General features: G+C 67.5%; 22 protein-coding genes. 7 read left to right on the top strand and 15 right to left on the bottom strand.

Annotated elements, in window-relative coordinates; genetic code table 11:
• Positions 1-2: 2 nt before the first annotated feature.
• Genes AC3DE2_RS03590 through grxD form a run of 3 tightly spaced genes read right to left on the bottom strand, consistent with a single transcriptional unit; the run spans position 3 to position 1676 of the window.
• Positions 3-602 carry a YhgN family NAAT transporter gene (locus tag AC3DE2_RS03590; protein WP_295378739.1) on the bottom strand — a complete coding sequence of 200 codons (600 nt, stop codon included), beginning with the start codon at positions 600-602 and terminating at the stop codon, positions 3-5.
• Complete coding sequence (locus tag AC3DE2_RS03585) at positions 599-1345, bottom strand: SDR family NAD(P)-dependent oxidoreductase (protein ID WP_295378736.1); 747 nt, start codon at positions 1343-1345, stop codon at positions 599-601. Before AC3DE2_RS03585 ends, AC3DE2_RS03590 begins: the two co-directional genes overlap by 4 nt.
• A gap of 10 nt (positions 1346-1355) precedes the next feature.
• Complete coding sequence (gene grxD / locus AC3DE2_RS03580) at positions 1356-1676, bottom strand: Grx4 family monothiol glutaredoxin (RefSeq protein WP_295378735.1); 321 nt, start codon at positions 1674-1676, stop codon at positions 1356-1358.
• 153 nt (positions 1677-1829) lie between these two features.
• Here grxD and AC3DE2_RS03575 point away from each other — a divergent pair, with 153 nt between their 5' ends.
• On the top strand, positions 1830-2408 hold the full coding sequence (locus tag AC3DE2_RS03575) for a superoxide dismutase (protein WP_295378732.1): 579 nt from the start codon (positions 1830-1832) through the stop codon (positions 2406-2408).
• A 77-nt stretch (positions 2409-2485) separates the two neighbouring features.
• Here AC3DE2_RS03575 and AC3DE2_RS03570 read toward each other — a convergent pair whose 3' ends face one another.
• Both AC3DE2_RS03570 and purE read right to left on the bottom strand, forming a co-directional pair.
• Positions 2486-3628, bottom strand: coding sequence for a 5-(carboxyamino)imidazole ribonucleotide synthase (locus tag AC3DE2_RS03570; RefSeq protein ID WP_488425086.1), 1143 nt, complete (start codon positions 3626-3628; stop codon positions 2486-2488).
• On the bottom strand, positions 3625-4134 hold the full coding sequence (gene purE, locus AC3DE2_RS03565) for a 5-(carboxyamino)imidazole ribonucleotide mutase (protein ID WP_295378727.1): 510 nt from the start codon (positions 4132-4134) through the stop codon (positions 3625-3627). Before purE ends, AC3DE2_RS03570 begins: the two co-directional genes overlap by 4 nt.
• A 57-nt stretch (positions 4135-4191) precedes the next feature.
• Between purE and AC3DE2_RS03560 the strand changes: the two genes are divergently transcribed.
• Genes AC3DE2_RS03560 through AC3DE2_RS03550 form a run of 3 tightly spaced genes read left to right on the top strand, consistent with a single transcriptional unit; the run spans position 4192 to position 5664 of the window.
• On the top strand, positions 4192-4461 hold the full coding sequence (locus tag AC3DE2_RS03560; RefSeq protein WP_295378725.1) for a Trm112 family protein: 270 nt from the start codon (positions 4192-4194) through the stop codon (positions 4459-4461).
• Complete coding sequence (nadC, locus tag AC3DE2_RS03555; RefSeq protein ID WP_488425085.1) at positions 4458-5318, top strand: carboxylating nicotinate-nucleotide diphosphorylase; 861 nt, start codon at positions 4458-4460, stop codon at positions 5316-5318. The genes AC3DE2_RS03560 and nadC overlap by 4 nt, the downstream gene beginning before the upstream one ends.
• Before the next feature lie 19 nt (positions 5319-5337).
• Positions 5338-5664 carry a DUF3301 domain-containing protein gene (locus tag AC3DE2_RS03550; RefSeq protein WP_488425084.1) on the top strand — a complete coding sequence of 109 codons (327 nt, stop codon included), beginning with the start codon at positions 5338-5340 and terminating at the stop codon, positions 5662-5664.
• A 183-nt stretch (positions 5665-5847) separates the two neighbouring features.
• Here the strand turns inward: AC3DE2_RS03550 and AC3DE2_RS03545 are convergent, their stop codons facing one another.
• The 6 genes from AC3DE2_RS03545 to AC3DE2_RS03520 all read right to left on the bottom strand — a co-directional run bounded on the left by AC3DE2_RS03545 (position 5848) and on the right by AC3DE2_RS03520 (position 11000).
• Complete coding sequence (locus AC3DE2_RS03545) at positions 5848-6288, bottom strand: ClpXP protease specificity-enhancing factor (RefSeq protein ID WP_488425083.1); 441 nt, start codon at positions 6286-6288, stop codon at positions 5848-5850.
• 138 nt (positions 6289-6426) lie between these two features.
• Positions 6427-7062: a glutathione S-transferase N-terminal domain-containing protein gene (locus AC3DE2_RS03540; RefSeq protein ID WP_295378719.1), complete on the bottom strand. Its 636-nt coding sequence runs from the start codon at positions 7060-7062 to the stop codon at positions 6427-6429.
• 181 nt (positions 7063-7243) lie between these two features.
• Positions 7244-7990, bottom strand: a complete 747-nt coding sequence (locus AC3DE2_RS03535) for a cytochrome c1 (RefSeq protein WP_295378716.1) — start codon at positions 7988-7990, stop codon at positions 7244-7246.
• A complete protein-coding gene (locus AC3DE2_RS03530; protein ID WP_295378715.1) occupies positions 7983-9245 on the bottom strand; it encodes a cytochrome b in 1263 nt (420 codons plus the stop codon). Before AC3DE2_RS03530 ends, AC3DE2_RS03535 begins: the two co-directional genes overlap by 8 nt.
• A gap of 3 nt (positions 9246-9248) precedes the next feature.
• Positions 9249-9860 carry a ubiquinol-cytochrome c reductase iron-sulfur subunit gene (petA, locus tag AC3DE2_RS03525; RefSeq protein WP_141453682.1) on the bottom strand — a complete coding sequence of 204 codons (612 nt, stop codon included), beginning with the start codon at positions 9858-9860 and terminating at the stop codon, positions 9249-9251.
• Between the two features lie 177 nt (positions 9861-10037).
• Positions 10038-11000, bottom strand: coding sequence for a lytic transglycosylase domain-containing protein (locus AC3DE2_RS03520; RefSeq protein WP_295378710.1), 963 nt, complete (start codon positions 10998-11000; stop codon positions 10038-10040).
• 227 nt (positions 11001-11227) lie between these two features.
• On the opposite strand from AC3DE2_RS03520, the gene miaB reads away from it, so the two are divergent.
• The gene (miaB, locus tag AC3DE2_RS03515) at positions 11228-12652 is read left to right on the top strand and encodes a tRNA (N6-isopentenyl adenosine(37)-C2)-methylthiotransferase MiaB (RefSeq protein ID WP_488425082.1); all 1425 of its coding nucleotides are present in this window, start codon (positions 11228-11230) and stop codon (positions 12650-12652) included.
• Between the two features lie 86 nt (positions 12653-12738).
• Here the strand turns inward: miaB and AC3DE2_RS03510 are convergent, their stop codons facing one another.
• The 4 genes from AC3DE2_RS03510 to AC3DE2_RS03495 are packed head-to-tail and all read right to left on the bottom strand — an operon-like array spanning position 12739 to position 16435.
• Entirely contained in the window at positions 12739-13830 is a 1092-nt protein-coding gene (locus AC3DE2_RS03510; protein ID WP_295378708.1) for an ABC transporter permease, read from the bottom strand.
• Complete coding sequence (locus AC3DE2_RS03505; RefSeq protein WP_295378743.1) at positions 13827-14762, bottom strand: ABC transporter ATP-binding protein; 936 nt, start codon at positions 14760-14762, stop codon at positions 13827-13829. Before AC3DE2_RS03505 ends, AC3DE2_RS03510 begins: the two co-directional genes overlap by 4 nt.
• A 16-nt stretch (positions 14763-14778) precedes the next feature.
• Positions 14779-15741, bottom strand: coding sequence for an HlyD family secretion protein (locus AC3DE2_RS03500; RefSeq protein WP_295378705.1), 963 nt, complete (start codon positions 15739-15741; stop codon positions 14779-14781).
• The gene (locus AC3DE2_RS03495; RefSeq protein WP_295378702.1) at positions 15731-16435 is read right to left on the bottom strand and encodes a TetR/AcrR family transcriptional regulator; all 705 of its coding nucleotides are present in this window, start codon (positions 16433-16435) and stop codon (positions 15731-15733) included. Before AC3DE2_RS03495 ends, AC3DE2_RS03500 begins: the two co-directional genes overlap by 11 nt.
• 291 nt (positions 16436-16726) lie before the next feature.
• Here AC3DE2_RS03495 and AC3DE2_RS03490 point away from each other — a divergent pair, with 291 nt between their 5' ends.
• Positions 16727-17710, top strand: a complete 984-nt coding sequence (locus tag AC3DE2_RS03490; protein WP_295378701.1) for a PhoH family protein — start codon at positions 16727-16729, stop codon at positions 17708-17710.
• Complete coding sequence (gene ybeY, locus AC3DE2_RS03485) at positions 17707-18195, top strand: rRNA maturation RNase YbeY (protein ID WP_295378698.1); 489 nt, start codon at positions 17707-17709, stop codon at positions 18193-18195. Before AC3DE2_RS03490 ends, ybeY begins: the two co-directional genes overlap by 4 nt.
• The last annotated feature ends 51 nt before the right edge of the window (positions 18196-18246 follow it).

Genomic DNA, 18246 nt, shown 5'->3' with positions numbered 1-18246 from the left:
GCTCAGATGTTGACCGGCAGCTTCAGATAGGTCCCGATGCCGTCCAGGAACATCTGCACGGAAATGGCCACCAGCAGCATGCCCATCAGGCGTTCGACCGCGGTCAGGACGCTCCGGCCCAGCCATTTGTAGAGCAGCGTGGCGGAGAACAGGATGGCCGCGGTGGCGCCCCAGGCGAGGATCAGCGCCAGGCTCCAGTCGGCCAGGCGGGCGGGTTCGTTGCTGCCCATCAGCATGACCGCGGCCATGCCCGAGGGACCGGCGACCAGGGGGATGGCCAGGGGCACGATGAAGGGTTCGCCGCCGGGGATTTCCCCCATCAGGCCTTCCGGCCGGGGGAAGATCATGCGGATGCCGATCAGGAACAGGACGATGCCGCCGGCGATGGCCACCGATTCCTGCCGCAGGTGCATCAGTTCCAGGGCGTACTTGCCGCCCCAGAGGAACATCATCAGGACGACCAGGGCAATCAGCAGCTCGCGCGCCAGCACGACGCGCTGGCGCTTCGGCGGCAGCGGCTTGAGCACGCTCAGGAACACCGGAATATTGCCCAGCGGATCCAGGATCAGGAACAGCAGCAGCGCGGCCGAAAGGATGGTCATGCCCGGACGGTCCAGACGCGGCCCCGGTGTTCGGCGCCCGCGGATGACAGCAATGTGACACAGGCGGCCCCATAGCGGGCAGGATCGCAGGCCTGTCCGTCACTGTCGTCGGCATAGGCGCGCGAGCGCAGGCCAGTGCTCATGGGACCCGGCTGCAGGCCGGAAACCCGGACCGGACCGCCGGCCAGTTCGGCCGCCAGCATGCCCACCAGTCCCGCCAGTCCGTGCTGGGCCACGCCATAGCCGCCCCAGTAAGGCTGCCCCACCCTGGCCAGATCGTCCATGGCAAACACCAGCGCGGCATCATCCGACTGCTTGAGCAGCGGCAGACAGGCCTGCGAGAGCCACCAGGGCGCGGTCAGATTGACATGGAGTGCACGTGCGAACGCGGCCGGGTCGGTGTGCTCCAGCGGCGTCAGGCCGCGGAATTCGGCGGCGCAATGCAGTACCCCATCCAACCGGCCGAGTTCGGCATAGAGGCGATCCGCCAGTTCGGCGTAGTCGTCCGGTGCCGCGCCTTCGAGATCCAGCGGGTACAACAGGGGCTCGCTGCCAGCCTGGGCGACCGCGTCGTAGACGCGGTTCAACTTGGGCACCTTGCGCCCGAGCAGCACCAAGGTCGCGCCCGCCTCGGCGCAGGCCAGCGCGGCGGCGGCGCCGAGGCCGCCATGCGCGCCACTGATCAGGATCACGCGATCGGTGAGCGCGCGTCCCTGACGGGTGGGAAGATCGATGAGACTCACGCAGGCACGCTCACTGCGACACGGCTTCGGCGACGATGCGCCGGAGTTCACCGGACTCGTGCAGTTCCAGGGTGATGTCGCAGCCGCCGATCAGTTCGCCATGGATGAACAGTTGCGGGAAGGTCGGCCAGTTGGAGAAGCGCGGCAGGTTGGCGCGGATTTCCGGCTCCTCCAGCACGTTGATGGTGTACAGGTGTTCGGCGCCCGCATCGCGCAGCGCCTGCACCGCGCGGCTGGAGAAGCCGCACATGGGGAATTCCGGCGTGCCCTTCATGAAGAGGACGATCGGATGGCTTTCGACTTCGGCCTGGATGCGTTCCATCACCGGCATGCTGTTTTCTCCTGCTTTTACGGTAACCCAACCACGGTCGGGTACACTTCCGCCTCGTCCCGACGGACCTGTCCACCGGGAACGCCATTGTAAGCCCCCGTGCGCCGCCCTGCCGACGCCCCCCTTCCACCGCCTAGCGCAAGGATCCCAGCCATGGCCATCGAACTGCCCCCCCTGCCCTACGACCGTACCGCGCTCGAGCCGCATATTTCCGGCGAAACCATCGACTTCCACTACGGCAAGCATCACAAGACCTACGTGGACAACCTCAACAAGCTGATCGAAGGCACCGAATTCGCCGATCTTTCGCTGGAAGAGATCGTGCGCAAGTCCCAGGGCGGCATGTTCAACAACGCGGCCCAGATCTGGAACCACACCTTCTACTGGAACTGCCTGAAGCCCAATGGCGGCGGCGAGCCGACCGGCAAGCTGGCCGAGCTGATCAACAAGGCCTTCGGCGATTTCGCCAAGTTCAAGGAAGAGTTCACCAAGACCGCCATCGGCACCTTCGGTTCCGGCTGGGGCTGGCTGGTGCAGCGTCCGGACGGTTCGCTCGCGCTGGCCAGCACCTCCAACGCCGCCACCCCGCTGACCGGCGAGGACAAGCCGCTGCTGACCATCGACGTGTGGGAACACGCCTACTACATCGACTATCGCAACGCGCGTCCGAAGTACGTGGAATCGTTCTGGGCGCTGGTGAACTGGGACTTCGTGGCCGGCAACCTGCGCTGAGCCCGGGATTCAACCACTGGAAACAAGGAAGGCCGGGCATGCCCCGGCCTTCTGCTTTTGCGGCATCGTGACCGCGCTCAGCCGCGCAGGCGCGCGACCACCGGCGCCACCTGCGCCTCGCGCCCCAGCGCGCGGCCGGCGCGCTCCAGCGCCTGCGCCAGTTCCTCCGCGCCATCCGCACGCACGGTGGCGTGTCCGACCTTGCGGCCGGCACGCGGCAGCTTGCCGTAATCGTGCCAATGGCCGCCGGGCTCCCGCAGCAGCGGCAGCGCGTCCGGCATCTGCCCGATCCAGTTGAGCATGCAGGCATGGCCGAGCATGTGGGTATCGCCCAAGGGCAGTCCCAGCACCGCGCGCAGGTGGTTCTGGAACTGCGACGTTTCCGCCCCTTCGATGGTCCAGTGCCCGGAGTTGTGCACGCGCGGGGCCATCTCGTTGGCCAGCAGTTGGCCGTCGCGATAGAACAGCTCCAGCGCGAACACGCCCACGTAGTCGGTGCGCTCGGCCAGGCGGCGGGCATAGTCGACCGCGGTCCGCAGGATCCCGTCATCGGTCCGCGCCGGCGCAAGGCTGGCCGACAGCACGCCGTCGACGTGCCAGTTCTCGGTCAGCGGCCAGGTCCGGAATTCACCGTCACGACCGCGCACCGCGACCACCGACAGTTCACGCTCGAACGGCACGAAAGCCTCGACGATCAGACCGACCTTGGCCGCCTGTGCCCCGAGCGCTTCCCATGCCGCATCGGCGTCGGCCAGCGTGCGGATGCGGAACTGGCCCTTGCCGTCATAGCCCAGCCGGCGGGTCTTGAGAATGCAGGGCGCCCCAACCTGGGCCAGTGCGGCGTCCAGTTCCTCGCGGGTGGCCACCGGCGCGAAATCCGGCACCGGGATCTGCAGTTCGCGGAACAGGGTCTTCTCGGCCAGGCGGTCCTGGGCCGTGGCAAGCGCGCGCGGATTGGGGAACACGGGCACCCGCGCGGCCAGCCATTCGGCGCTTTCGGCCGGCACGTTCTCGAAATCGAAGGTGGCGACATCGACCTTGCCGGCGAATTCCGCCAGCGCGGCCTCGTCACGGTAATCGCCGACCAGCAGCGGGGCGAACTGGCCCGCGCAGGCATCGGCTTCGGTGTCCATCACCAGGAAGCGCAAACCTAGCGGTGCGCCGGAAAGGGCGAGCATGCGGGCCAACTGCCCGCCGCCGAGGATGCCGACGGTGGTCATGCGGGCAGGCGCGGATCGTCGTGCGCCATCACGTCATCGGTCTGGCGCGCGCGGAAAGTAGCCAGCGCAGCGCCGATCTCGGAATACTCGGGCGACAGCAGCGCCGCGGCGAACAGGGCCGCATTGGCGGCGCCGGCGTTGCCGATCGCGAAGGTCGCCACCGGAATGCCGGCCGGCATCTGCACGATCGACAGCAGCGAATCCATGCCGTTCAGTGCCTTGGACTGCACCGGCACGCCCAGCACCGGCACTGCGGTCTTGGACGCCAGCATGCCCGGCAGGTGGGCGGCGCCACCGGCACCGGCGATGATCGCGCGCAGGCCGCGCGGACCCGCGGTCTCGGCATAGGAGAACAGCACATCCGGGGTCCGGTGCGCGGACACCACCTTCACTTCGTAGGGAACCCCCAGCGCATCGAGCTTCTGGGCGGCATGCTGCATGGTTTCCCAATCCGAACGGGAACCCATCACGATGCCCACGACGGGGCTGTCAACGGTGGCGGTCATGGCCGTCCTCTGTCGCAAAGACGTATTCTACCCTCCTTGCCGAACGACGTTGGACCCATGGACCGCAAACTGCTGGACATCCTCTGCTGCCCGACCACCCGCCAATCGCTGTCGCTGCTCGACGGTCGCGGCCTGGACGCTGCCAACCGCGCGATTGCCACCGGCGGCGTGACCCGCGCGGACGGCTCGGCACAGGCCGAGGCGCTGCGCGAAGCATTGGTCACCCAGGATCGCCGGACGCTGTACCGGGTCGACGACGGCATTCCGGTGCTGCTGGCCGAGGAAGCCATCGCCACCTCGCAGTTGGCCGACTTCCCCGCGCGATGAGCGACCTCCAGCCGCCGCCTTCCGAAGTCGTCGAAGCCGATGTCCGGCGCGCGCTCGCCGAGGATGTCGGCAGCGGCGACGTCACCGCCGCGCTGCTGCCCAACAGCCCCGACAGCGCCTATCTGCTGTGCAAGGAGGACGGCATCATCGCCGGGCGCCCCTGGTTCGATGCCACCCACCGGCTGCTGGATCCGCAGGTGCGGATCGACTGGAGGGTCGGCGAAGGCGATCGCGTCCGCGCCGGTACGGTGCTGGCCACCTTGCAGGGCCATTCGCGCGCGCTGGTCACCGCCGAGCGCACTTCGCTGAATTTCCTGCAGACCCTGTCCGGTACGGCCACCGCGACCGCGCGCCATGTCGAGGCGGTCGCCGGAACCCGCGCGCAGATCCTCGATACCCGCAAGACCCTGCCCGGCCTGCGCCTGGCGCAGAAGTACGCGGTGCGCTGCGGCGGTGGGCACAACCACCGGATTGGCCTGTACGACGCGGTGATGCTGAAGGAGAACCACATCCGCGCGGCCGGCTCGCTGGCCGGAGCCATCCGCGCGGCCCGCGACGCGCAACCGACGCTGCCGCTGATCGTGGAGGTGGAGACCCTGGCGCAGTTGGAGGAAGCCCTGCGCGAAGGCTGTGATCGCATCCTCATCGACGATTTCGATGCCCCTGCACGGCGCGAGGCGGTGCGCATCGCCGCCGGCCGCATACCGCTGGAAGTCTCCGGCAGCGTGGACATGACCACGCTCCGCGGCATCGCCGAGGACGGCGTGGACTGCATTTCCATTGGCGGCCTGACCAAGCACGTGCATGCCATCGACCTGTCGCTGAAACTCGGCCCGCCGCCGGGCGACCGCACCTGAAGTCGGACGCCGCGACGCCATGCCCACCCTGATCCTGCTGATGATCGCCGGCGCCGCCGGATTCGCCTACTGGAACGCTGCCCGGGCCGCCGCCGAACGCGCGGGCATGCTGGGCCGCAACGCCTGCGATGCCGCCGGCGTCATCTGGCTGGACCAGAGCGTGCACGCTGCCGGGCTGCGCCTGCGGCGCAACGAGGACGGGCGCCTGGGCTGGGAGCGGACGTTCCGCTTCGAGTACTCCTACGACGGCATCGACCGGCACACCGGACGCCTGGTCCTGCGTGGCGACACCCTGGTGTCGTTCGTGGGTCCGGTTCGCCCGAGCCTGGTGCCGTTCGAACACTGAGCGCTGGTGGCGGGCGCACTTTGGTCACCGATGCTCTCCGCTGGGAGCGACGTGAGTCGCGACCGCCTGCCGGCTGGATCAGGGTTCGCGATTCACGTCGCTGCCACACCCGCGATTTCCGTGGTTTTCATCTGCCCGATGCAGTCGGCGGCGGCCGTTCCGCCACGCTGTCCGCGCGCCGGCTTACTTGACCACCCGCAGATGCGGCCGCTTGGGCGGCGCCGGCGTGTCGTCGTCACCCGGGCTGTCCGGACCCGGCGTGTCGTCGCCGCCGTCATCCGGTCCCGGCGCATGGCCGTCGTCGGGCAGCGCCATGCCCTGCCCGGTTTCGCGCGCATAGATCGCCAGCACGGCGGGAATGGGCACCATCACCGGGAAGCTGACCCCGCCAAACCGGGCGGTGAAACTGACCGCATGATTGTCGATATTCAGCTGCACCACCGCGCGCTCGGCGATGTTGAGCACGACCTTGCCCTCCTTGACCGCGCTGGCCGGCACCTGCACCCCAGCCTGGGTCGCATCGACCAGCAGGTGCGGGGTCATGCCGTTGTCGGCGATCCATTCCACCAGCGCCCGCAACAGGTACGGGCGGTGGCTGGTCATGCGGGGGCTTTCATCGTTCATGGGTACTGCCTGGTGAAGTCGTCCGCGGACGGACGGCGGAGCCGGCGACGTCGCGCGCCGCCGGTCTAGGATAAGTCACGACCACCCCGCGGTTCCATGCCAGCGCCGCGGCAGCGACTCCACTCGTTTGCCCCGGCGTCAGGCCGGAATGTCGCGCAGCTTCTTTTCCGCGTCGGTCAGGCTGCGGATGAAGCCGGGATTGCGGAAGATGCGGTTGCCGTAGTCCTCGATGGCCTTGCCATCCTTGGGTAACGGGATGTCCAGCGACGGCAGGCGCCAGATGATCGGCGCCATGGCGCAATCGGCCAGGCTCATTTCGGGATTGAGGAAGAACTTGCTTGCCTTGAACAGCGGCACCGACGCGGTCAGCAGTTCCTTGAGACGCTTGCGCCCGGCTTCGGCCTGCTGCTTGTTGCCCAGCTGGATGGCCTGCACCTGCGGCACCCAGTCATGCTCGATGCGCAGCATCGCCAGGCGCAGGCGCGCGCGCGACAGCGGATCCACCGGCATCAGCGGCGGGTGCGGGTAGCGTTCGTCCAGGTATTCGCTGACCACCGAAGCGGCGTACAGCACCAGATCGCGTTCCACCAGGGTGGGAACGGAGTGGTAGGGATTCAGATCGATGAGATCTTCGGGCGGGTTCTGCGGATCCACCGGCACGAAGTCGTAGCTGACGCCCTTGGCGGCCAGCACCAGCCGTACGCGGTGGCACAGCACGTCATCGATGGAGGAAAACAAAGTCAGTGTATTGCGCATACGTGGACTCGCAGCCATCAGGCTCTCCGACGATCGGAATCCGCCGATCGCACCGACGCCGCCAGCCCCTTGCCAGCGGTCGCCACGGTCCCCGAGTGTGCAATCCCTTCAGGAAAATGCCAAGCGGCCGCCATGCCACTGGGCACCGCCCTGCCGCCCGGCGTATGCAGCCGGACGGCACGAGGGAGCGCCGGACGTGTCAGTGCACGTCCTTCCAGTACTCCTGCTTGAGCAGATAGGCCAGGAACGACAGCGCCGCCAGGAACAGCACGACCCACACGCCCAGGCTCTGGCGCTTGAGGGCCGCCGGCTCGCCGGCGTACTCGAGGAAGTTGGTCACGTCGCGCGCGACCTGATCGAACTCCTGCGGGCTCAGACGACCGGGCTGGGCCAGCTTCAGCGATTCCACGTGGCGATCGCCGGTCGCCGCGTCGGGCTTGCCGTACTCGGCGTGCTGCAGGCCCTGCAGCTCCCAGAACGGGTTCGGCATCGACGCGTTCGGGAACAGCTTGTTGTTCCAGCCCAGCGGGCGGGACTCGTCCAGGTAGAACGACTTGAGGTAGGTGTAGATCCAGTCGCTGCCGCGGACGCGGGAGATGGTGCTCAGATCCGGCGGCATCTTGCCGAACCACTTGCCCGCCGGGTCGTGCGGCATCGCCACCTGGATCTGCTCGCCGAACTTGGCGCCGGTGAAGTTGAGGTTGTTCATCACCTCTTCTTCGGTCAGGCCCAGGTCCTCGGCCATGCGCGAATAGCGCAGGTACTTGAGCGAATGGCAGCTCGAGCAGTAGTTCATGTACAGCTGGGCACCCCGCTGCAGCGAGGCGCGATCGCTCAGGTCGTTGCCGGCCTGCAGCTTGTCGCCGCCCTCGGCGGCCAGCGCGGAGAACGAAATCAGCAACCCGCTGGCGAAGACAGCTAGGCGGGAAGTCAAGGTCTTAGTCATGCGTCGTCACCCGTTCCGGCACCGGCTTGGTCTTGTCCCACTTGGTCCACAGCGGCATGGTCAGGAAGAAAAGGAAGTAGTAAACGGTCAGCACGCGGCCGATGTAGGTTTCGACGATGTCGGTACCCGGACCGGCGCCGATCTTGCCGAGCCACAGGAAGCTCACGGCGAAGGTCAGCAGCAGCGCCCACGACAGCTTGCCGCGATAGCGGTACGACTTGACCTTGGCGCGATCCAGCCACGGCACCAGGAACAGGATGGCGATGGCGCCGAACATGACCAGCACGCCGCTCAGCTTGTGCGGCACCACGCGCAGCATCGCGTAGTACGGGGTGTAGTACCACACCGGCTTGATGTGCTCGGGCGTCACCAGGCGGTTGGCCTCGGTGAAGTTGTCATGCTCCAGGAACCAGCCGCCGAAGGCCGGCGCGAAGAAGATGATGAACGCGGCGACCATCACCAGCATGCACACGTAGAACAGGTCCTTGCCGACCGTGTAGTACGGGTGGAACGGGATGCCGTCGGCCGGCGCGGTCGGCGACCAGCGGTTGCCCTTCGGGCCCTTCTTGATTTCCACGCCGTCGGGGTTGTTGGAGCCGACTTCGTGCAGGGCGAAGATGTGCAGCACCACCAGCAGCAGCAGCACCAGCGGCAGCGCGATCACGTGCAGGGCGAAGAAGCGGTTGAGGGTGGCGTCGCCGGGCAGGTAGTCGCCCATGATCCACTCGGTCAGGCCGTTGCCGATCACCGGGATGGCACCGAACAGCGAGATGATCACCTTGGCGCCCCAGAACGACATCTGGCCCCAGGGCAGCACGTAGCCCATGAAGGCTTCGGCCATGAGCACCAGGTAGATCAGCATGCCCAGGATCCACACCAGCTCACGCGGCTTCTGGTAGCTGCCGTACATCAACCCGCGGAACATGTGCAGGTAGACGACGATGAAGAACAGCGAGGCGCCGGTGCTGTGCATGTACCGGATCAGCCAGCCCCACTCCACGTCGCGCATGATGTACTCGACCGAGGCGAACGCTTCCGCGGCGCTCGGCTTGAAGTGCATCGTCAGGAAGATGCCGGTCAGGATCTGGTTGACCAGAACGATCGAGGACAGGACGCCGAAGATGTACCAGATGTTGAAGTTCTTCGGAGCGTAGTACTCCGACATGTGCTTCCGGTAGAACGGCATGAAACTCGGCGCACGCGCAGTGAACCAATCCATCACGCCATCGGCGGTACGGTTGAAGATGTTCGACATGGCTTACGCAGCTCCCTTCGGATCGACGCCGATCACGATCGTCGTGTCGTTCTCGTAGTAGTGCGGCGGCACGACCAGGTTGGTCGGCGCCGGGACGCCCTGGAACACGCGGCCGGCCATGTCGAAGCGCGACTTGTGGCAGGGGCAGAAGTAGCCGCCCTTCCAGTCCGGATCGTAGGGTTCGGGCCGGATTTCGGCGACCATTTCCGGCGAGCAGCCCAGGTGGGTGCACAAGCCGACCAGCACGGAGATTTCCGGCTTCAGGGAGCGGGTTTCGCCCTTGATGTAGGCCGGTTGCTGATCCGTGTTCTTGGACTCCGGATCCCGCAGGCGGCTGTCCAGGGTCGGCAACGCGTCCAGGATCGCCTTGGAGCGCTTGACGATCCAGATCGGCTGGCCGCGCCATTCCAGGATCAGGCGTTGCCCTTCCTGCAGGCCGGTGAGGTCGGCGGTCACCGGGGCGCCGGCCAGTTTGGCCCTCGCGCTCGGATTCCACGACTTGATAAACGGTACTGCTGCGAAACCGGCTCCAACCGCACCAACCACAGCCGTGGTCGCAGTCAGAAACCGGCGTCGGCCTGTATTCACAGGCCCATTGACCCCATCGTTGGCCATTCCGGCACTCCGCAAAACTATCAGGTAGCTAAAAGGCTGCCAGCACCCCGCGCCCAGAGCTCGGGGCGGGCCGCAAAGACAGCAAAGTGTAGCGGAAGCCTTAACCGACCGACAACGTTTTGCCGTGGATCAAGGGTTTGCGGTCGCCTGGACCCGCCACACGGCGGGATTTCCGCGTCAGCGCGCGGCGGCGATGTTGCCGCGGTAGCGATCGGCCAGGACCGCCACGCGCTCGACATAGCGCTGGGTTTCCCGGTACGGCGGGACCCCGCCGTGGCGATCCACCGCGCCCTCGCCGGCGTTGTAGCCGGCCGCGGCCAGGCGCAGGTCGCCATTGAAGCGCTTGAGCAGCCAAGACAGGTACTGCACGCCGCCACGGATGTTCTGCCCCGCGTTGAAGGCGTCGCTGACACCGAACCGGCGCGCGGTGGCCGGCATCAGCTGCATCAGGCCCTGCGCCCCGGCGTGGGACAGGGCCATCGGGTTGTAGGAGGACTCCGCGTGCATGATCGCGCGGATCACCGCCTCGTCGACCCCGAACTCGCGGGATGCCGCGGCGATCTCGGCCTGGTAGGCCGCGGTATTGAGCCGCAGGGTGCCGAAGTTCAGGCTGGGATTGCCGCAGGCGAAGCAGGTTTCGATGAAGCTGTACTTGATGGTCCGCAGGCTGGCCACGGCGCCGGCGCCGCCACGGGGCCGGGTGCTGGTGTAGTGGCGCACGCCATCCTTGATGTAGGAATAGACCTGCCCGCTGACCACCCGGCGGGTTCCCCCCGCACTTGCGGCGGGCAGCGGCGCGGGCGTGATCGCGGTCGGGGCCACCGAGACCGCCGTCGTGACCGGCGCGCTGGTGGTGGTCGTGCCGCCCATCGCGGCGACGCCCGGTTCTTTCGGCGGGGCCGCCGGCGTGGACAGGCTGGAGGCGTCGGCCGGACGGGACACGCTGGACACGCGGCGGTTGCCGCGTTCGGGCGTGTACTGGCTGATCACCTCGCAACGGGCTCCGCCGACGCGCTTGCTGACATAGGCGGGCACGCCGTCGGCGCCGGTGCACTTGTACAGCGTACCGGCGGCCGCAGTCGCAGCCGGTGCCATGCAGGCCAGCGCGGCCAGCATCCCCAGTGGCAGTATCCCCCTCATGCGGGGCAGTGTCCCGGATCCGGGGGTGATTGCCAAGTCCTTGTCCAAGAAAGGAATCCTCGAATCTGTGCGGTCGGTCGGGGATCCGGATATCCGGCTCCGCGCCCCATCCGCGCATCCGCCCGACGGGGCGTGTTCCCTCCCATCAACGCCGAATCGGCACGGAACCGGACCACCCCGCGTAAACTATGCGGTTTCCGCCCGCCCACCCGACTGGAATAAGCGCCATGACCGGGACGCAAGCCCCCGATACCGCCCCGATGGGCGATCTGCCTGTCGCCTCCTCCGCCCGTCCGGCCGTTTTGCCGGCCCGCGGCAAGCTGTACATCAAGACCCACGGTTGCCAGATGAACGAGTACGACTCGGCCAAGATGGCCGACGTGCTGGCCGCCGCCGAGGGCCTGGAACTGACCGACAACCCCGAGGAAGCCGACGTGGTGCTGGTCAACACCTGCTCCATCCGCGAGAAGGCGCAGGAGAAGGTGTTCAGCCAGCTCGGCCGCTGGAAGTCGCTGAAGAAGGGCGGCAAGCCGGTCCTGATCGGCGTCGGCGGCTGCGTGGCCTCGCAGGAGGGCGAGGCCATCGTCAAGCGCGCGCCCTACGTGGACCTGGTGTTCGGCCCGCAGACCCTGCACCGGCTGCCGGAACTGATCCGCGAGCGGCGCCAGTCCGGCCAGCCTCAGGTGGACATCAGCTTTCCCGAGATCGAGAAGTTCGACCGCCTGCCCGAGCCGCGCGCCGAGGGTCCGAGCGCGTTCGTCTCGATCATGGAAGGCTGCTCCAAGTACTGCTCGTTCTGCGTGGTGCCCTACACCCGCGGCGAGGAAGTCAGCCGGCCGTTCGAGGACGTGCTGGTGGAAGTGGCGCAACTGGCCGCCCAGGGCGTGCGCGAGATCAACCTGCTCGGCCAGAACGTCAACGCCTACCGAGGTCCCTATGGCGACGGCGAAATCGCCGACCTGGGCCTGCTGATCCGCACCATCGCCGAGATCGAGGGCGTGGGCCGCATCCGCTTCACCACCTCGCACCCGCTGGAATTCAGCGACTCGCTGGTGGAGGCCTATCGCGACGTGCCGCAGCTGGCCAACTACCTGCACCTGCCGGTGCAGGCCGGCAGCGATCGCGTGCTGGCGGCGATGAAGCGCGGCTACACCACGCTGGAATTCAAGCAGAAGATCCGCAAGCTGCGCGCGGTGCGCCCGGACATCTCGATCTCGTCCGATTTCATCGTCGGCTTTCCCGGCGAGACCGATGCCGATTTCGACAAGACCATGAAGCTGATCGAGGACGTCGGTTTCGACCAGTCGTTCTCCTTCATTTATTCGCGACGCCCCGGCACCCCTGCCGCGGATCTGGAAGACGACACGCCCGAGGCCACCAAGCATGCGCGGCTGGAACGCTTGCAGGCCCACATCAATGCCCACGCCGCCGGCATCTCGCAGCGGATGGTCGGCAGCGTGCAGTCGGTGCTGGTGGAAGGTCCCTCGCGGAAGAATCCAAACGAGCTCACCGGCAAGACCGAAAACATGCGCTCGGTGAACTTCCCCGGCCATCCACGCCTGGTCGGCCAGTTCGTCGACGTGCTGATCACCGAGGCGCTGACCAATTCGCTGCGCGGGCGGATTGCCACGGTGGACGAGGACGCGGCTTGATGCCCACTCCCCTGTAGGAGCGACATAAGTCGCGACCGGAAACAGCATGGTCGCGACTTATGTCGCTCCTACAAGGGGCCACACCTTCAATCCAGCCGCTTGCGGAAGCGCAGGATGGCGGCGGACATCATCACCGTGGTGAAGGCCAGCAGCGCCAGCACGTCCGGCCATAGTTCCCACAGGCTGGCCCCACGCAGCATGACGCCGCGGATCAGGCGCAGGAAATGGGTCAATGGCAACACTTCCGCCAGCCACTGCACCGGCCGCGGCATGCCCGAGAACGGGAACATGAAGCCGGACAGCAGGATGGACGGCAGGAATACGAAGAAGGTCATCTGCATGGCCTGGAACTGCGACTGCGCACGGGTCGAGATCAGCAGGCCCAGGGTCAGGTTGGCCGCGATCAGCAGGATCGCCGCCACGTAGACGTGCCAGACGCTGCCGTTGAGCGGCACCTCGAACAGCCACATGCCCAACGCCAGCACCACGCTGGTCTGGATCAGGCCAATGCCGATGTAGGGCAGCACCTTGCCGATCATCAGTTCCGCGCTGCTGACCGGCGTGGCGATCAGCAACTCCATGTTGCCGCGCTCGCGCTCGCGCACGATGGCCACGCCGGTGAACAGCACCATGGTCATGGTCAGGATCACCCCGATCAGACCGGGCACGATGTTCACCGCCGAGCGCCGCTCCGGGTTGTAGAAGGCGACCACGCTGATGGCGCGCTCCGCCGGCACCACCGGACGGACCGCGCTGTCCGCCGGCATCTGTGCCAGTTGCGCGGCCGCGCTCTGTACCGCGTTGTCGCTGCCATCGACCAGGATCTGCACCTGCTCGCGTCCCTCGGCGCGGCGTCGTTCGAAATCCGGCGGCACCACGATGCCCAGGCTGATCTCGCCGCGGCGAATGGCTTCCATCAGTTCCTGCGGCGTGCGTGCCGAAAGCGTCGGCTTGACCACCGTGGTCGCGACGATGTCCATCACCAGCGCGCGCGAGGCCGCGGTGTTGGCCTGATCGGCGACACCGGCCTTGAGATCGCGCAGGTTGGTGTTGATCGCATACCCGAACAGCAACAGCTGCATCACCGGGATGGCGACGATCATCGCCAGGGTGATGCGATCACGGCGCATCTGCCGCACTTCCTTCAGCATCACCGCGGAAAGCCGACGCCAGATCATGCGGCGCGCTCCTGCCCGTCCGGCGACGGACGGCCGCGGGTGGCGGCGACGAACACATCTTCCAGGTTGGCCTGCGAGGGCGCGACTTCCGCATCCATGCCCGCACGGCGCAGTCCGTCCGCCACCCGCGCCGCCGCGTCGCCATTGCCCGCCATGAGCACCCGCAGGGTGTTGCCGATCTGGGCCACGCTGATCACGTCCGCCAGCCCCAGCAGGACCTTCTGCGCCTGGCGCGGCTGCGCCGCTTGCACCGCCAGCGTGCGGCCGGCCAGTTCGCCGGTCAGATCCGCGGGCGTGCCATCGGCCACCAGCACGCCGCGGTCGAGGATGGCGATGCGATGGCAGCGCTCGGCTTCGTCCATGTAATGGGTCGACACCAGGATGGTGGTGCCGGCATCGGCCAGCTCGAACAGTTTTTCCCAGAAGTCGCGCCGTGATTCCGGATCCACCGCGCTGGTGGGCTCGTCCAGGAACAGCAGCTCCGGCTGGTGGATCACCGCTCCCGCCAATGCCAGGCGCTGTTTCTGGCCGCCACTCATGGTGCCGGCCAGCTGCTTCTGCCGGTCCTGGAAGTGGTACTGCTCGACCAGTTCGTCTATGCGTCGGCGCGCTTCGGCCTTGGACAGGTTCTGCACCGCGGCCAGGAATTCCAGGTTCTCGCGCACGCTCAGGTCCTCGAACAGCGAGAACTTCTGGGTCATGTACCCGATCCGGGTACGCAGTTGCTCGGCCTGTTCGGGAATGCGCAGGCCCAGGACCTGGATATCGCCCGCGCTGGGCGTCAGCAATCCGCACAGCATCCGGATCGTGGTGGATTTGCCGGAACCGTTGGGCCCCAGGAAGCCGTACACATTGCGACGCGGCACCCGCAGGTCCACCGCGTTCACCGCGATCAGGTCACCGAACCGTTTGGTCAGTCCGCGCGCCTCGATCGCGAAGCTGTCCGTTTCAGCGGCCACGGCCATCGCCAAACTCCACGCGCACCGGGAAGCCCGCCGGCAACTCCGCCGCGTCCTTGCCCAGACTGATTTCGGCCAGATAGCTCAATCGTGCCGCGTCCTTGCCGGTCAGCGCGTAGTACGGCGTGAACACCGGTTCGCTGCGGATCATGCGGACCTTGCCCGCGTAGACCTGCTCGCGACCATCGACATGCACCCGCACCGGATCGCCGACCTTGACCCCGGCGCGCAGCGGTTCGGGCACGTAGACGCGCGCATAGGGCGCCTCGCCCACCAGCATCACCGCCAGCGGCGCGCCGACCGGCGCCTGATCGCCCAGGCGGTACGGCAGGCTGTCGACCCGACCGGCGCGCGGGGCCACCACGTTGAGCTTGTCGAGGGTGACCGCCTGCACCGCGGCCTGTGCTTCGGCCGCTGCCAACGCCGCTTCGCCCTGCGCCAGTTGCTCCGGACGGGTGCCGCGCTCCAGTTCCAGCAATGCCGCCTGTGCAGAGCGCACCTGCGCGGCGGCGTTGTCGGCGGCCGCGCGCGCGCGGTCGACCTCGGCGGCCGCGACCAGTTGCTGCCTGCCGAGAGGCTGCAGCCGGTTGAAGTACGCGCGGGTATCGCTGGCCTGCGCCTGCGCGGCGGCCAGCGCCGCGCGCGCCTGGGCGATGGCTTCCACCCGCGGCCCCGCCTGCAGTTCCGACAATACGTCGCGATTCTGCTGCGCCTGCGCGCGCGCCGCCTGCAACTGCGATTGCGTGCGGGTCAGTTCGAGCTGCAGCAGCGGCGCGCCGGCCGCGACCTGCTGGCCTTCGCGCACCTCGATGCGCACGATCTTCTCGGCCACCGGCGCGGGCAGGGTCACCCGGTCCCACTCCAGCGTGCCCAGCGCCTGCGGCGCGGCGGGCTTGCAGGCGGACAGCGCCAGCAGCAACGCGGCCATCATCAGGTTGCGCTCATTTCGCATTGTCCAACTCCAGTCCACGGTCCAGCAGCACCAGCGTGTGTCGGCGCAGTTCCTCAAAATCCACATCGTCGGCGCCGAACAGCGTTCGCCAGATCGGCGCGCTTGCCAACGGGAAGAAGGTCAGGCCGACCAGCGACACCATCAGCAGGCGGGGATCGAGATCGGCGTTGAGTTTCCCCTGCTGCTGCGCTTCGGCGAACCTTGCCGCCATCATCCGCGGCAGCAGCGGGCCGATCTGTTCGATGAGCAGGTCGCGCAGCGCCCCGCCTTCGCACAGCACCTCCCGCACCCAGAGCGTGGGCAGCCACGGGTACCGCGTGACCAGGCCGCCCACCCCATGCACGAACGCCGCGATCAATGCGGCGACATCCCCCTGCGCCTCCGCCACCGGCTCGCGCAGCTGCGCGACCACCGGCAGCAGGCGCTCGCCCACCACCGCCTGCTGCAGCTGCGGTTTGTCGCCGAAGTAGTAATGCACCAGCGCCGGGGTCACCCCGGCTTCACCGGCGATGTCGCGCAGCGACGTGGCCGCGATGCCCTGGCGGACGAAACAGGCCAGCGCGGCGTCGAGCAGGCGCTCGCGCTGGTCGGCCTGATCGGCGCCGGGGCGACCGGGGGCGCGCTTGCGCCGGGCCGGCGCGGCCGGGCCGGCGGCGGCGGAAGGGGGGCGGGTTCGGGAAGTGGGTTTCGACATGCGCGCATTATTTAATTCATCGTTTAATTAATGCAATACGCCGCCGACGAACGGTCATGCCGGCTGGCGTCGTGCCGGGTGCGGGTTTAACCTTCGCGGCCTGATACCTCGGCCGAGGAACGCCGCCGTGATCCAGCCCAACCGCTGATCTGCCGCTTGCAAATCCCGCGCGCCCGCTCCAGATAGGACCGGCCGACCCCATTTCATTTCCGCTTGTGCCTGCCCGTCCGGCCTCCGCCGGCCGCCTCCCGGCCGTCCGCCCGGTCAGGCCACCGCCATCGCTCCTCATCCATGACCGTACCCAGCAAACGCGAATTCACCCTTGAACCCGAAACCGCCGAGCGCCTGGCCAACCTGACCGGCCCGTTCGATGCCCACCTGCGCCAGATCGAGCTGCGTCTTGGCGTGGAAATCGCCAATCGCGGCGCGATCTTCCGGGTCACCGGCCCGGAAAAGGCGGTCGCCGCGACCGAGAAACTGCTGCGCTCCCTCTACGCCGAAACCGCCGGCGAGACCTTCGACAGCGAAGCCATCCACCTGCGCCTCAACGACGCCAACGTCGACCATGTCGCCGCCGGCGGTTTCGAGCCGCAGGAAGTGGCCATCAAGGTCAAGCGCGGCACCGTGCGCGGCCGGGGCGCCAACCAGGCCAACTACCTGCACGCCATCGCCACCCATGACATCAACTTCGGCATCGGCCCGGCCGGCACCGGCAAGACCTTCCTGGCCGTGGCCAGCGCGGTCGAAGCACTGAACGAGTCGCGGGTGCAGCGGCTGATCCTGGTGCGCCCGGCGGTGGAAGCCGGCGAGAAGCTGGGCTTCCTGCCTGGCGATCTGACCCAGAAGGTCGACCCCTACCTGCGCCCCCTGTATGACGCCCTGTACGAAATGCTCGGGGTGGAGAAAGTGGTCAAGCTGCTCGAGAAGAACGTGATCGAGATCGCGCCCCTGGCCTACATGCGCGGACGCACGCTTAACGACGCGTTTGTCATCCTTGACGAGGCGCAGAACACCAGCATCGAGCAGATGAAAATGTTCCTGACCCGCATCGGCTACGGCAGCACCGCCGTGGTCACCGGCGACCTGACCCAGATCGACCTGCCACGCCACCAGAAGTCCGGCCTGAAGGACGCGCTGGACGTGCTGCGCAACGTGGACGGCATTTCCTTCACCTTCTTCAGCAGCCGCGACGTGGTCCGGCATCCGCTGGTGGCGCGCATCGTCCAGGCTTACGATGCGCGCGAGGGCAAGGATTCGGAGACAGGTCCGGCATGACGCAGGGTCCGACACGGCTGGAGGTTTCGGTCAGCTACGCGCTGCCGCGCGCGGGCCTGCCCGCGGCGGTGAGCTTCCGCAAATGGGTGGCCGCGGCGCTGCGCGGGCGCATCCGCGAGGCCGACTTGGCCATCCGCATCGTCGACAGCAAGGAAGGCCGCGCGCTCAACCGCCACTATCGCGGCCGCGACTACGCGACCAACGTGCTGAGTTTCCCGGCCGACGTGGCCGAGGGCGTCAAGCTGCCCAAGGGCGTGAAGATGCCGCTGTTGGGCGATCTGGTGATCTGCGCGCCGGTGGTGGCCCGCGAGGCGCGCGAACAGAAGAAGACGCTCGCCGCCCATTACGCCCATCTCACCGTGCACGGCACCCTGCATCTGCTGGGCTGGGACCACGAGGACGACAAGGAAGCCGAGTGCATGGAGCAGTTGGAACGCGAGATCCTGGCCGAACTCGGCATCGACGATCCCTACGCGGAGCAGTAGTCCCGGCCGCGCACAGCGGCTACGCTTCGGGCTCCCGAAATAGCGATCCGA

This window comes from Pseudoxanthomonas sp. 68-E7, assembly GCF_057773145.1.
This window is presented reverse-complemented; position numbering and strand designations above follow the sequence as displayed.